The organism is Marinobacter alexandrii (assembly GCA_039984955.1).
Taxonomy (GTDB): Bacteria; Bacteroidota; Bacteroidia; order Cytophagales; family Cyclobacteriaceae; genus Ekhidna.
Genome location: JBDWTN010000003.1, coordinates 78,061 through 92,549, shown reverse-complemented (window position 1 = coordinate 92,549; position 14,489 = coordinate 78,061). Strand labels below are relative to the sequence as shown.

General features: G+C 38.6%; 10 protein-coding genes. 1 reads left to right on the top strand and 9 read right to left on the bottom strand.

From position 1 onward, the window contains the following. Window positions 1-1,280 precede the first annotated feature (1,280 nt). The 8 genes from ABJQ32_00865 to ABJQ32_00830 form a co-directional block, all read right to left on the bottom strand. Entirely contained in the window at window positions 1,281-2,636 is a 1,356-nt protein-coding gene (locus ABJQ32_00865) for a DEAD/DEAH box helicase (GenBank protein ID MEP5288165.1), read from the bottom strand. Between the two features lie 193 nt (window positions 2,637-2,829). Beyond that, on the bottom strand, window positions 2,830-4,239 hold the full coding sequence (locus ABJQ32_00860) for an MBL fold metallo-hydrolase (protein MEP5288164.1): 1,410 nt from the start codon (window positions 4,237-4,239) through the stop codon (window positions 2,830-2,832). A 36-nt stretch (window positions 4,240-4,275) separates the two neighbouring features. Further along, window positions 4,276-5,994, bottom strand: coding sequence for a solute carrier family 26 protein (locus ABJQ32_00855; GenBank protein ID MEP5288163.1), 1,719 nt, complete (start codon window positions 5,992-5,994; stop codon window positions 4,276-4,278). A gap of 125 nt (window positions 5,995-6,119) precedes the next feature. Beyond that, window positions 6,120-7,268, bottom strand: a complete 1,149-nt coding sequence (locus ABJQ32_00850; protein MEP5288162.1) for a tetratricopeptide repeat protein — start codon at window positions 7,266-7,268, stop codon at window positions 6,120-6,122. Between the two features lie 11 nt (window positions 7,269-7,279). Next, window positions 7,280-9,832 carry a DNA gyrase subunit A gene (gyrA, locus tag ABJQ32_00845; GenBank protein ID MEP5288161.1) on the bottom strand — a complete coding sequence of 851 codons (2,553 nt, stop codon included), beginning with the start codon at window positions 9,830-9,832 and terminating at the stop codon, window positions 7,280-7,282. Between the two features lie 107 nt (window positions 9,833-9,939). After that, a complete protein-coding gene (locus tag ABJQ32_00840; GenBank protein MEP5288160.1) occupies window positions 9,940-11,034 on the bottom strand; it encodes a hypothetical protein in 1,095 nt (364 codons plus the stop codon). A gap of 20 nt (window positions 11,035-11,054) precedes the next feature. After that, window positions 11,055-11,999 carry an FKBP-type peptidyl-prolyl cis-trans isomerase gene (locus tag ABJQ32_00835; protein ID MEP5288159.1) on the bottom strand — a complete coding sequence of 315 codons (945 nt, stop codon included), beginning with the start codon at window positions 11,997-11,999 and terminating at the stop codon, window positions 11,055-11,057. A gap of 37 nt (window positions 12,000-12,036) precedes the next feature. Continuing rightward, window positions 12,037-12,648, bottom strand: coding sequence for a hypothetical protein (locus tag ABJQ32_00830; GenBank protein ID MEP5288158.1), 612 nt, complete (start codon window positions 12,646-12,648; stop codon window positions 12,037-12,039). Window positions 12,649-12,748: 100 nt separating this feature from the next. Here ABJQ32_00830 and ABJQ32_00825 point away from each other — a divergent pair, with 100 nt between their 5' ends. Further along, window positions 12,749-13,042: a thiamine-binding protein gene (locus ABJQ32_00825; protein MEP5288157.1), complete on the top strand. Its 294-nt coding sequence runs from the start codon at window positions 12,749-12,751 to the stop codon at window positions 13,040-13,042. Here the strand turns inward: ABJQ32_00825 and ABJQ32_00820 are convergent, their stop codons facing one another. Then, window positions 13,043-14,437 (bottom strand): hypothetical protein, encoded by a 1,395-nt coding sequence (locus ABJQ32_00820; protein ID MEP5288156.1) that lies wholly within the window; start codon window positions 14,435-14,437, stop codon window positions 13,043-13,045. It lies immediately after the preceding gene. Window positions 14,438-14,489: the final 52 nt, after the last annotated feature.

Genomic DNA, 14,489 nt, shown 5'->3' with positions numbered 1-14,489 from the left:
CTATGAAGTCAATACATTAAAGGTCGCCAAGCAATTACTTGAAAGAGTTGTGGAAGTTTACAACGATGAAAGGCCTCACATGAGTCTAGGAAACTTAACACCAAGCCGAGTTCATGAAGGAGTAGCTAAAGGTGAAAAATTTAAACTTATTTTAGGACGATACAGCTAACTGAGCTACGAGCGTGCCACACGCCAAACCACCAGAGACCGAGAAACTGATAACGAAATAAATACCTGTGCATAATAAATAAAGTATAAAATGATACTCTGACAACCACGCCAGAGAAAGCGGTTCAATCGGTTGGACTGAGGCTAATACAAGAGACAGGCTGGTTTACGGTGCGGTGGGTTTTGTGCGTTGGCTAAATAAGCATGGCTATTGTATTTCCCGAACCAACAAACGGAACTTTGCTTTTGTCTGTGTGTGGGAATACCCAATCGAAATCCAGATGTGCTAATATTATGTTAAGTAGAAAATTGATTTTAGGTTAGGCGGGTGGGCAAGTCAAAATACCCGGGCGTGTGTGAGCCAGTGGGCTGACAGGTGATTATTTTGACTAGATTTTTGCATACTTTTCATCAATGGAAAAGTATGAGCCTAGCGGCTTGAGCGACACACAGCGAACACAGATGAAAGACAGATGACTTGTGAGCTATTCTAATTCTGCTACAAGCTTCTGAGAGATTCTCACGTCATCAGCAGCCTTTGGCTTACTGATTCCTCAGAATGACGCTTGAGGATAAAGCGTTGGGTAAGCAAGTGTATCACAGGCAATTTCTAACGCCTTAGAATCGCGTAGATGAAATGATCTTGAACAATGACTCGAATACGGAAAAATTGAATGAACCAATAGCCTGGGATTCTCTTGATTAAGGGCTGGAAATTTCGCCATAGCGAAAAAGAGCGTTGGGAGAAAACTGTTAATAGGCGCTTTGGTCAGGGCACGGCTTGGGCTGGTTGTACCGATGCGAAGCAATCGGGACTGGCGCTGGCCTAGCGGCTATTTAATATAACGTCTAATTATATAACAACGTCATTAGGAGCACTAACCGAAAGAAACATCAATTAGAAACGTGCACGTGATCGTCCAGCTTTGCTGGTTAACATAATACTGAATTATATCTAACAAAGATTTGAATCACTGCACGAGAACTCAAACGGATCATAAATGCACAGATACACGTCAAACCGTAAAAAGCATACTTTGTTATATAATTTATATTATGTTAAATAGATATTTATAAGAACTAGCTATTTGAATCTCAAGATTCACTTATCACTACTTACCTTTTGTTTTTCTATTCTGGTTTTTATCTCCACGAGTCTTAGGTTTCTTGTATTTCTTCGTGATCTTTCTTCTATAAGATCCACCAAGGTTTACTTTTTTGTTCTTGTCTTTTTTCTCATGCGTAGACTCTCCTTTAGCCTCTTTAGCTCCAACCTTATCTGCCAACTCTATTTGCTTAGACTTAGGTCGTTCTTCTGGAAGAAGTTCTTTCGAAACTTCTACTTCATCTGGAACATCACATTCCATGATCTGCACTTTCATCAGTTCCTCAATCGCTTTCTTGCATGCACGCTCCTTTTCCGTGTACAACAGCATAGACGTTCCTTCTTTCTCCGCTCGCCCAGTTCTTCCTATTCGATGCATGTAGTTCTCCGGATAGATCGGCACATCCATGTTAATCACATGTGTAACATCCTCTATATCTAATCCACGTGCAATCACATCAGTAGCAATCAATATACGCTTGTTGCCATCATTGAATTGTTCTAGAGAGCGTAATCGATAATTCTGGCTTTTATTTGAGTGAATGATGCAGAGATCCTTCTCAAACATTTCCTCCATGGACTCATACAATCGATCAGCGTTCCGTTTGCTCGACACGAAAACAAGTACTTTTTGGTATTTCTTCTTATCTGCCAACAAGTGCTTCAGCAAGTTTGCTTTCGTATAGAAATTGCGAACCTCATAACTAAACTGTGCAATGTTCTCCAATGGTGTACCACTCACCGCGATGGTTATCTTTTCAGGAGATATGAAATGATCATCGATGAGCGCATCTACTTCTTCGGTCATAGTAGCGGAAAACATAATGTGCTGACGTTTCGTAGGCAGCATATCAAAGATGTTTGTCAATTGAAATCGAAAGCCTAGATCTAGCATCACATCTACTTCATCAATCACCAATTTTTTCACATTCTTAAGTGAAAGCGAATGATGCAAGACAAGATCATAAGTTCTTCCAGGAGTACCTACTAAAACATCCACTCCTGCCATGACAGCTGGCTTTTGACTATTGATATTCTTTCCTCCATATACTCCTAACACACGGACGTTCATGTATTTTGTGAGGCTTTCAATCTGTTCCACCACTTGCACGACTAACTCTCTGGTAGGCACCAGAATGAGTGTTCTAGGATTGATTTCCTTAGAAAACTTCAGGTCCTTAAGCAAAGGCATGAGGTAAGCAAAAGTCTTCCCTGTACCGGTCTGGGAAACGCCTACCAAATCTTTCCCTGAAAGAATCACAGGGAAAGCATGTGTTTGGATTGGTGTAGGTACAGTAAATCCTAAATCTTTCAGCGCGTTATTCACTGGATTAGAAAGATTCAGATCGTCGAAATGGCTCATCGTCAATTATTTTCACAAAAGTACGCCATCCATTACTCTACATTGAGCTTGGCTAATGTAAACAACCATAAACTGATTTAGTGATCAGCAAACATTATTGATGGTGTGGCCCTTCTCCTTTGAAAACAAAGTAGACAAACGCAATAATTCCGATTAAAGCTGCAAGAAGTAAGATGGTAAGTAGCATTTCTTTCTATTTCAATGTGCTTGGGCAAACATAATTTGTCGCTGGAATGTTGGTTTCTTTAATCGCTTTAAAACCTCCTGCCACATCTACCAGGTTGTGGAAGCCTCTTGCTTTTAAAATGGATGCTGCAATCACAGATCGATAGCCTCCAGCGCAATGAATGTGATACGTTTTATCTTCATCTACTTTATTCATTTGATCACTTATAAAGTCCAGTGGAATGCTTTCGGCAGCTTCTACATGTTCTGATTCAAATTCACCGGGCTTCCTTACATCCATGACGTTCAGGTCTCCTTTTTCATAACGCTGAGCAAACTCTTCTGCAGAGATGGACTCTAACGTTTGAATGTCTTTTCCAGCTTGCTCCCAGCTATCCATTCCTCCTTCTAAGTATCCAAACGTATTATCATAGCCTACTCTGGACAACCTAGTAACAACTTCCTCTTCTCGTCCTGCCTCTGCAAGAAAAATGATCGGTTGCTGAAGATCTGTAATTAAAGCACCAACCCACGGAGCAAATCCTCCGTCTATTCCAATGAAGATTGAGTTGGGAATATGACCTTTCACAAATTCTTTCTGATGTCTTGTATCTAAAACCAGTGCACCTTCATGGTTAGCCATCATCTCAAATGTCCCAATGTCTAACGGTACATTTCCTTTTTCCAAGACCTTATCTAATTCTACTGCTCCAGCCTTGTTCATCGCTACATTTTGAGCAAAATATTGTGGTGGCGGCAATAGCCCATCGGTGACTTCCTTGATGAATTCTTCCTTCGTCATATCTGCCCTCAATGCATAATTCACCTTCTTTTGATTCCCAAGTACATCATGCGTTTCTTTACTCATGTTTTTACCGCAAGCTGAGCCTGCTCCATGTGCTGGGTAAACAATTACATCATCGGGCAATGTCATAATCTTAGATCTCAAACTATCATACAACATACCCGCCAAATCAGCTTGAGTTAAATCCCCTTTTTGCGCTAAATCAGGACGTCCTACATCTCCAATAAACAGCGTATCACCACTGAAAATCGCATGCTCTTTTCCTGACTCATCAAACAATAGATAGGTGGTGCTTTCTAGTGTATGTCCTGGAGTATGCAGTGCTTTGATCTTTAGCTTCCCTACGTTAAAGGTTTCGCCATCAGTAGCTTCGTGTATTTCAAAAGAGGTCTTCGCTCCTGGCCCGAAAACCACCGTCCCTCCTGTCTTCTTAGCTAAATCTAAATGACCTGAAACAAAGTCCGCATGAAAATGAGTTTCGAAAATATACTTAATTGAGGCGTTCTCTTTTTCTGCTTTCTTAATGTAAGGAGCTGACTCTCTCAAGGGGTCAATAATCGCTACTTCTCCTTCACTTTCTATGAAATAGGCTCCCTGAGCCAGGCAACCAGTATATATCTGTTCTATATTCATTTTAATCAATTCTTTCTATAACAAAGGTATTACCCTTTATTCATTGGTTTGAAGTGCTACTTTTTTGAATGGATCATTTGCATTGGTTAATGCATTATCCAGGGCTTCATTGATACTTAAAAAAAGGTTTTCTTCCGAAATTAAGTCGGTTAATCCTGTTCGTTTCATCGTATCTCTAACTGGGCCTATCACATCACAAAAAACTAACCTCACTCCTTTTTGGTTCAGCTCTTTCATCAAATTAATCAGTCCATCCGCAGCAGTTGCATCAAGGTGACTTACGGGTCCTGCATCGATTATGATTTGTTTTAATTGTCGCTCTGTTTCCAAGGTCTTTTTAAAGTATTGAAGTATTCCTTGAATATTGATAAAGCTAAGAGGTCCATCTATTCGCAGAATCATTAAACCCTCCCATGTCTCAAGATCATCGAATCGAGTAACATTTCTAAATTCATGATGTCCTTTGATACGCCCCAAGCGTGCAATGTGTGGATAGGCCACTCTATACAAGAAGAACAGGATAGATGATACTACACCCACAAGAATTCCTGTGACCATTCCCACATTTAGTGTCACCAAAAAAGTGACCATGAGAATAAGGAATTCAGGCCTATTTTCTCGGTATAGCCGAGTCGCATACCTGAAATCGAAAAGCTTAACGACAGCAACCATAATAATGGACGCCAAAACAGCATGAGGCAAGTAGTAAAAAACAGGTGTTAAAAATAATAAAGTCAATGCAACTATTACTGCGCTTATGATAGACGCTAATGGAGTATTGGCTCCAGCTTGCTGATTTACTGCCGTTCTTGAAAAGCCTCCTGTGGCTGGGAATGACATAAAAAATGAGCCTACAAAATTGGCTGTCCCCACTCCTATGAGCTCTTTGTTAGGTACAATGCTATGATCACCTTTCAAAGCTTCAAGTGATTTTCCGATAGAAAAGGCCTCAATGAAGGAAATAACTGAAATTGTAAAGGCCAGTGGGATCAGACTGCCAAATTTCCCTAAAGAAAAGTCAGGAAACGCAAATGATGGAAGTCCTTTGGGGATTTCTTTAACTATACTCACGCCATTTTGATCTAGTCTCATTAAATAGACTGCTACGATTCCGAGGACGACAGCTACTAGTGACGCAGGAATATACTTGCTGAATTTCTTTATTAAAAGAATTGATAGTATGCCTACAATACCAATAACCATGGTAACCAAATGTAGAGTGTCTATTTGGTCAAAAATACTGATCACTATTTCATAGAACTTGCTACTTTTTAGAATGTCTATACCAAGAAAATATTTTAGCTGACTAAACCCTATGATTACTGCGATGGCAGACGTAAAACCGCTAATAACTGGCTTAGAGAGCAGATTGGTGATGAATCCAAGCTTAAAAGCGCCTAGCAGTAGTTGAAATACACCTACGAAAAAAGCTAACAGAATTGTAAATGAGATATAAGCATCTGTTCCTTCCGTAGCAAGTACTGAAACGCCTGTTGCAACCAATAGTGAATCCATGGCTACAGGTCCAACCGAAAGCTGTCTCGAAGTACCAAAAATTGCATATATCACAGGAGGCACTATTGCTACATACAATCCGTAGACTGGAGGAAGGCCGGCTATTAAAGCATATGCCATTCCCTGAGGGATTAGCATCACTCCTACAGTTATTCCAGCAAAGACATCTCCATTAAGGTATTCCTTCTTATAGCCAGGTAGCCACTCGAGCATTGGAAACACCTTTTTTAATTGATTCATTTAAGAAAAAGATACACGATTATTAAGGATTCCTGTCGAAATTCCTGAAGTCAATTTCGTTATAAGTTCTTTGAAACAAAAAAACCGATCTTTAAAGATCGGTTTTTTGTATGATTTCTATTTTATCAATTACTTACTGCATCAAGCTCATCCTGCATCTTTTCAGCTTTGTCATTCATTTTTAAACTGGTATAAATGTATGAAAGCGTTTCAAGTACAGTCTGATCAGTGCTATTTAATGAATACAGTTTCTCCCAGATTGGAAGAGCCTCTTCGAGTTGAACATTTATTTTCTTAGTTAATTCCTTATTCTTGGTTGTCTCTTTATAACTAAGGGCATTTCTCTCTTTAATCAACTCATTGGCGTCATTAAAAGTTGACACTCCCAAGTTGAAATTCGAGTTATAATGATTAGGGTCTATTTCTGTAGCTCTTCTGTAGCTTTCCAGTGCTAACTCTTTTTCTCCTAGCTCTTCTCTAAGTACACCTAAGCTAAAATGAAGATCGGGATTCTGAGGGTCATCTTCTATTGCTTTCTCAAGACCTGCCTTAGCCTCTTCTGTCTGCTTCAACTGTATCAAGAGGTTAATTTCATACTTTGCGAGATCTACATCATTTGGATGAGCTTCTTTTCCTTTTCTAATGACTTCAAGGCCTTCTTCGAAATTTTCTTCTTTTATCGCGTAATTGTATAATTGAAGAAAAATCGTTTTGTCTCTTACACCTGCATCATAAGATTTCGTGAATCCTTCTTTTGCACGTTCATCATCACCATCAGCAAGCGCAGCATATGCAGCATTCAGAATCGCATTTGTATCTGTTGGGTTTATAAAGAATGAAGTTTCAAAATTATCAGCCGCAACGGAAAAATTTTCTTCATTGTAAGCTGCTATTGCTTTGTTATAATAATATGCATACCATCCTTGCTTCTTTGAATCTACGTTTACTACCTGTCCTGTAGCATAGTCTATTGAATTTACAGCTTTTTGTTCAGGGTCAAGTTCAAGTACTTTATCAAAAGACTTCAATGCTTCTTCCTTCGCTCCTGGCTCGCTATTAGCTGTATCTAAAGAGGCATAAACCTGTCCTCTGTAATACCAGGTCTTAGGATCATCTTTCGTCTTTTCATGTACTATTGCAGCATCCACAATGGATTTTGCTTCTGTAAGATTCCCTTCTTCCAGAGCTGATAGTGCCTGATTAATTTTGGGCTTTTTTTGTGAATAACCTGTTACACAAATAGCCGCTAACATTAGGGTCAAAAATGTTCTCATTCTCGTTTTGTTTATTCTTTATCTTCTTTATTGTCTTGTTCATTTTCCTGATCTGTAGATCCTTCATCAGTATTCAATTCCTCTGATTCATCATTACCTACATTGGAAATTTTCTCTACCGCTGAAATTTCATCTTCGTCATTCAGCTTAATTAAGCGAACGCCTTGTGTTGCTCTTCCCATAACACGCAGTTTATCCACAGACATTCTTATTGCTATTCCTGACTTATTGATAATCATGAGTTCATCTCCATCAATGACATCTTTGATGGCGACTAGTTCTCCTGTTTTATCTGTAACGTTCAGCGTTTTTACACCTTTACCACCACGTTTGGTGATTCTATAATCTTCTAGATCAGATCTTTTGCCGTATCCTTTCTCTGATACAACTAATAGGTTTGGAGGGTTTTTGGAATCTACACAAACCATACCAATTACAAATTCTTTATCTGTAATGTTCATTCCTCGTACTCCTGAGGCCATTCTTCCCATCGACCTAATATCAGATTCATGGAAATTAATCGCTTTCCCTGTATTAGATCCTATGATGATATGATTATCACCATCTGTCAGATTAACATTCAGAAGTTTATCATTCTCGCGAATGGTTATTGCGTTAATTCCGTTTCTTCTTGGCCTACTATAAGCCTCAAGTGAGGTCTTCTTAATAATTCCCCTTTTTGTACACATGACAAGGAAGTTATTATTGATATAGTCCGGATCTTCTAATGTTTTCACATTGATAACTGAACGAACTTTATCTTCAGCTTCAATATTTATCAAATTTTGAATAGGTCGACCTTTTGCTGCTTTGCTTCCCTCTGGCAGTTCCCATACTTTTTTCCAGAAAACCTTACCAAACTCTGTGAAAATAAGTAAATAATTATGGGCTGAAGCAACGAATAAGTGCTCGGTAAAATCATCATCTTTTGAGGTGGCCGCTCTACTTCCTACTCCACCTCTTCCTTGAGTCCGATATTCTACAAGAGGTGTTCGCTTGATATATCCTTGGTGCGAAATGGTAATCACCATATCTTCATCAGGAATCATATCTTCCGCAGTGAATTCATCTGCGCTGTGCTCTATAACTGAACGCCTTTCATCACCATATCGCTCTTTCATTTCCAAAAGCTCGTCTTTGATGATTTGCATTCGAATACCTTCATCACCTAAGATTTCTTGTAGGTGCTTGATCAAAGCCTGAATTTCTTCATATTCTTTCTGAATTTTGTCTCTCTCCAGGCCTGTCAGTCTTTGGAGCCTCATATCCAAAATAGCTTTGGCTTGAATTTCCGAAAGACTAAACTTTTCAATCAAACCAATTCGTGCCTCGTCTGGATCTTTTGATGATCGAATCAAATTGATAACTTCATCAAGATTATCCAGCGCGATGAGGTAGCCTTCTAGAATGTGTGCTCTACGTTCTGCTTCTTCGAGTTCATATTGAGTTCTACGAACAATAACTTCGTGTCTATGCTCAACAAAAAACTTTATTAAATCCTTGAGGTTTAATGTTTTAGGTCTTCCTTTTACAAGTGCAACATTGTTTACACTAAAGGAGGATTGAAGTGCTGTCTGTTTATAAAGATTATTTAAAACGATGTTGGGAATAGAATCTTTTTTAAGATCATAAACGACTCTCATTCCTTGCTTATCAGACTCATCTCTGATATCTGCAATTCCTTCAATCTTCTTATCGTTTATTAAAGCAGCCGTTTTTTCAATCATGTTTGCTTTATTGACCTGATAAGGAATCTCAGTGACAATAATTTGCTCACGACCAGTGCTTGTGGTATCAAACTCAGCTTTTGCCCTTAAGACTACTCGCCCTCTACCTGTTTCAAATGCAGCTCTAACACCTTGGTAGCCATATATTGTTGCTCCCGTTGGAAAGTCAGGAGCGGTTACATGCTGCATCAAATCTTCTATGCTTATGTCATTGTCATCAATGTAAGCGACAACTCCATCAACCACCTCCGTAAGGTTATGTGGAGCCATGTTTGTGGCCATACCTACAGCAATACCGCTTGCTCCATTTACGAGTAGGTTGGGGAATTTTGCAGGAAGTACGCTAGGCTCCTCTGTACTATCATCATAGTTAGGTACATAGTCAACCGTATTTTTTCGAATATCACCAAGCAACTCCTCTGATATCCTTCTTAATCGTGCTTCAGTGTACCTCATCGCTGCGGGAGAGTCACCATCAACAGAACCGAAGTTTCCTTGCCCATCCACTAGCGGATATCGCATAGACCAATCCTGAGCCATACGAACCATTGTATCGTATACCGCAGTATCTCCGTGAGGGTGATATTTACCTAACACATCCCCTACGATCCTCGCACACTTTTTATATGATTTATTATAGTTGACACCAAGCTCGTCCATCCCATAGAGTATCCGTCTGTGTACAGGTTTCAAACCATCTCTTACGTCTGGTAATGCCCTTGAAATGATAACACTCATCGAATAATCGATGTAAGCGCCACGCATTTCCTCTTCAATATTTATTGGAATTATATTCTCTTCTGATGAGGATAGGTTATCAATATCTCCGTCTGCCATTTATGCTTGTTTGGGTTAGCCAAAAATCAACCCGCAATTTAGCAAAATTCTAGGTGAAAACGATGGATTCTAAAGATTGAATTCATATCTGAATTCAATTAAAATGATCAATTTTTGGTAGGGTTGATCTTACGCTTGTTTTTACGCTTATAACGCCACAGCTTTCGATGGTTTTCACCTACTTTCGGATTCTGTCGCTTATGTATTGGTTGCCCTCTAACCTCCATCCTTTTACCCGTTACAGGATTCGTATATACATGCTTCAATTGGACATGATCACTCTTCATAGGTGATCTTGGTATATCTGGAATATTGATGCTAATACCCGCCTGAATAGAGAATGTAGGATATCTATGCTTTACATCCGCTCCGTCTGGGAGGTTGATCGTGTATGATTTGAAATCAACACTTGGCCTAATTATCACTCTGAAATACTCTGACCAGTTATTCTCAATACTCACACCAAAGTTGGTATAGATTCCTCTGGAAATAACTCCATTGTTGAATGCTTTTCCTGCGGATATTCTCCCAAACTGTAATTCTGCCACAAAATCATAGCTCCAGAATTGATAAAACTTGTAGCCAATCATACCAAAAAGCCTTGAGTATCTGGTCCTAATTACGTTTGGTTCGTAATTTCTTACCTGATCTACAAACGCTGTTGGTTTTAACTTTCTTAGAAAGTGTACTTCGTAGGAGTATCCAAAACCTATTCTATATTTTTCATATTCATAATGAATCATCAATGTTATTGGAATTCCTCTTGAGGCTCCTTGAAATCCAAAATCAACTGTATCCGTGTTTATCAAGAAGGTTTGATCACCTAGTGCAGGGTTGTTCACAGGGTTTGGAAGATTACCAAAAGGAATGGCGAATGGATTTTCCAAAGATGTTTGAAATCCAATTTGAGGATCGTTTAACCAATCTGTATAGCCGGTAAATGTGCTTCCCAGACTTTCAATATCATTGGAGAATATAAATTGGCTTGAAGGGTCCTGATAAAAATATACACCTTCCAGTTTGTGAGAATAGTTCGTTGAGGAAAAGCCGGTTGTAGCTGTCAAACTAAAATTGTTAAGAAAGACTTTCACAGGATTTCTATAGATATTGTACTTCTCATAAATATCTTGAGAGCATACATCCATCGTCCCTAAAAAGACGAAAATACCAATTAGGCTATATCGTTTAACTATTGCGAGCAAATCACCTCAAAATTAATGGATTAATCAACACGCGTTATATCAAATTTGAGCGTGCTATACGGTGGTACAGTAACAACATAATCTGGAACAATGCCATCTTCCACCAAATCATCTGCGATAAAATTCGGAACAACCAATGCACTTTCAATATACCCTTGTGAAGACGGAACAAATAGCACTATCTCTTCATTTGTTTGCATCCTTGAAACGCCAAATTCAAAACTAGAAAGCAATTCTCTGGGCTGATTAGCACCAAAAATGAATTGAAAATCTGAATCACTACCAAACCCGACCTCATTGAGGAATCTACCTGTATAATTTATGATAATGGTATCTCCATTTAATGGCAATGGACCAACTCCTGCCCTTACTCGTTTCGATGCAATACCTGATGCTGGAAATTTTTCGACCATGTTGAGAGGATTGGCAATCGTATCGTTCAAATTATTTGCAGTGATGTAATCATCAATATCTACTATTTCCTGTGCAAAAAGATCATTTTCATTGAAAACACCAACCAACTGTACCTGCATACGCGCGATTAAGCTTGGATTAATAGCCCCCGAAGTTAACCCAGAGTATGCTTGATCTGGAGGCATAATGAAGTTATATACCTCTCCAACTCTCATTATTCGAGCAAGTTCTAAACCAATGGGATAAACGGCAGACGCTCCCAGTTTAAAAACCAACGAATCTCCGCTTGATTGCAAGCGACTTGCAATAACATTTCCGTCAAGGTCGCTTAATGTATAGTAAATAGCTATTACTGATCCATTTGAGGCTTGATCACCAGAAGGGTTTAATGAGTCCGCAAAATAATATATACCAGAGTCATCTCTCGCAGCAGATATATTCATAGTATCTAACCATGCTTGTATATCATTATCAACAGAGGTGAGAGCTACATCATCGTTTTTGCAAGCTATCAGAAGAACACTTAAGATTAATACTATGTATTTATTCACAATCAACTCCACCAATAACGCATGAATAAGCTATAGATTATTGAAAGGTTTTGCTAAACATCTGAAAAACTGGCACTCTATCCAATTCTAATCTTTCACCAATCAGCATCATCCGTTGAAATTCTGATTTTCCAATTGTGTGATTCTTATTGATGATATCCTCATCATTATCCAAAAAGAAACTCGCAATAAAACGAATTAGGAGATAAGGAGAATGCAAAACAGCTTGTCTGTACTCGTGGTAGTCCACTTCAGCTTTAGCATCCAATGGAGTTTTTATGGTATTATCAAGATCGCATGTCACCTGGATGGTTGTCTTCAATACATCCATGAACTTGTCTGACCAATTATAATAGTTTTTGATTAAGAACTTCATTGCGTAGACTACAGGGTCTTTTTTCATGAAGTATCCTCCCTTGGAAAGTTTCCTAGCTTTCTTGTTTAAAGCCATTTCTTCAAAAAGTGTGATTTTTCCATCAGCCATTGCAATACCAATAGTAGGTGCCATCACGATTAATGAAAAGAAATCTTCATCCCCAATTTCTAAATATGGAGCTTCAGTTTTAAGAAAGTCCTTCTTCAGTGTAAGAGCCGCTTCTTTCACTTCGGAATACTCCAGCATGGATTCTATTTCGTACTCGGTGAACATCTTAGGTGTGGTTAAAATTTAACCTCAAAATAAAGCCTTTTAACTAATATTGAGAAAAGTACACAGTAATTATTCCCAGATAGAATAAAAATTCAATTAAATGACTGAAAAAGACATTCACCTCGCAATTCAAGTTGTTCCATTAACTCGTGATAATGACGTCTATGACAAAATAGATGCTGCAATAAACGTTATTCGAAAATCTGGAGTTAAGTATGTTATTACTCCAATGGAGACGGTCATGCAAGGTTCTTATAACAAGCTAAAGAGAGTCTCTGAAGAAGCACAACAAGCGCTGGTAGATGCAGGGTGTGGCGAATTTCTTGTGAATATTAAAATGCATATCCGTATTGACAATGATGTAACGATGGAAGAAAAAAGACTCGACAGGTAATTAGAAAGAAACCTTACTTTCCAGAGACTGATATGTTTGAAATTGCGTCTTCCCTTTTTCACCCGAAAACATAAATTTTTGTATGTCTTCAGAGCGCGAGCCTTCTGCATGAAGCAACACTTCGTTTTCACCTTCTTTTAAGGGAACACGTGTGTAATGTATGCTGTGCGGAATGGTTTGCCAGTTACGAGTATCAGCCTGTTCTGAAGCAAAATTCACAATACCTACCAAGAAGCCTAATGTCTCATCTTCTTTCCTCACTTGTTTCTCAACTGTCTTCTTCAATGCTACTCGCAATAACCCTTTTCCAAGTTCTTCTAGCATTCGTTCTTGTAAGGTCTTAAAAGCAATCGCATTTATGTCTTCCGTTTTTTCGAGCGGGTAATAGTAATTGTTTATTTCCAAGCTAGCTGACTGAAAATAAGGCTCTCTTTCAACATATTTGGGAAAGGCAACTCGTGTTCCAGTTAAATCTGTAATACTAGAATTTCCATCTTCTCCTGTATCGTAGAAAAAAGGAAAATTCAAGCCATACTCTTCATTTTGAAAGAAAATCTGTCCGCCTGAGCCCTTTACTGCTACAAAGTTGATGGACCATTCGTCTTTGATGGGTGCAAGTCCATTATGCCAGAAAAAGACAAGTTCTCCGCCTTCTGATTTGGGTTGAGAAGCGTAATTCATGCCTAGCTCTTCACTGAATTTATCAAGTTCTTCAGGAAATCCTGCAAGAGAAGCTGTACGCAATAAATCCTTCTTCAATTGATCGGGAGCCGATAAGCCGAACATATCAGCATATTCATTTTGATAAATTTCAAGGGAATTGCGATAAGCAATGAAGGCATTATTGTAGTCTCCTGATGCGTCATAAATGATTCCCATCAGGTTATGGACAAATGCATCTTTTTGGTATTTGTTATCTGAAATGTACTTATCTCCTAATTCAAATAGGCGCTGATTTAACCTTCTGCATTCGATCAATGCGGACTCAAAGTCCTGTATTTTCAAGAAGTTAAGTGCTTTATAGTAAAGAAGCATGAGGTGTTCATGATCTTCACCAGGGTATACAATAAGGTTAGGATTCAGAAAATATGATGCAGCAAAGTTTAGATAGTTTTTATGGTAATCTTCTCCAAATAGGTAAGCTTGTTCTAACCAATTATTGCTCTCCTCATAGTTTCCGAGCAAATGCTCAACTACTCCTTGATTGGCATAATAAAGAAATCGGGTCTTACTTTTAGCTGCTTTCTTATTTTGATTAAGCAAACTAGCAGCTTCTTCAATGTTTCCCTGCTCAAAGTTCTTATTGAATTCATAATTGAGCTGATAGAATGAAGCACAGCTACTCAACAAGAATAATATGATTAGACTTACGAATATGTCTTTCAAGTTAGACATAAGACTGGTGGTATTTTAGTGTGAAAGTTTCGAGCTAGAGATACGAGTTTCG

Bases quoted from the DNA above. Each gene is read 5' to 3' on its own strand.
- ABJQ32_00825 (MEP5288157.1), top strand. From the start codon at position 12,749: ATGACTGAAAAAGACATTCACCTCGCAATTCAAGTTGTTCCATTAACT.
- ABJQ32_00820 (MEP5288156.1), bottom strand. From the start codon at position 14,437: ATGTCTAACTTGAAAGACATATTCGTAAGTCTAATCATATTATTCTTG.
- gyrA (MEP5288161.1), bottom strand. From the start codon at position 9,832: ATGGCAGACGGAGATATTGATAACCTATCCTCATCAGAAGAGAATATA.
- ABJQ32_00855 (MEP5288163.1), bottom strand. From the start codon at position 5,994: ATGAATCAATTAAAAAAGGTGTTTCCAATGCTCGAGTGGCTACCTGGC.
- ABJQ32_00865 (MEP5288165.1), bottom strand. From the start codon at position 2,636: ATGAGCCATTTCGACGATCTGAATCTTTCTAATCCAGTGAATAACGCG.
- ABJQ32_00830 (MEP5288158.1), bottom strand. From the start codon at position 12,648: ATGTTCACCGAGTACGAAATAGAATCCATGCTGGAGTATTCCGAAGTG.
- ABJQ32_00860 (MEP5288164.1), bottom strand. From the start codon at position 4,239: ATGAATATAGAACAGATATATACTGGTTGCCTGGCTCAGGGAGCCTAT.
- ABJQ32_00850 (MEP5288162.1), bottom strand. From the start codon at position 7,268: ATGAGAACATTTTTGACCCTAATGTTAGCGGCTATTTGTGTAACAGGT.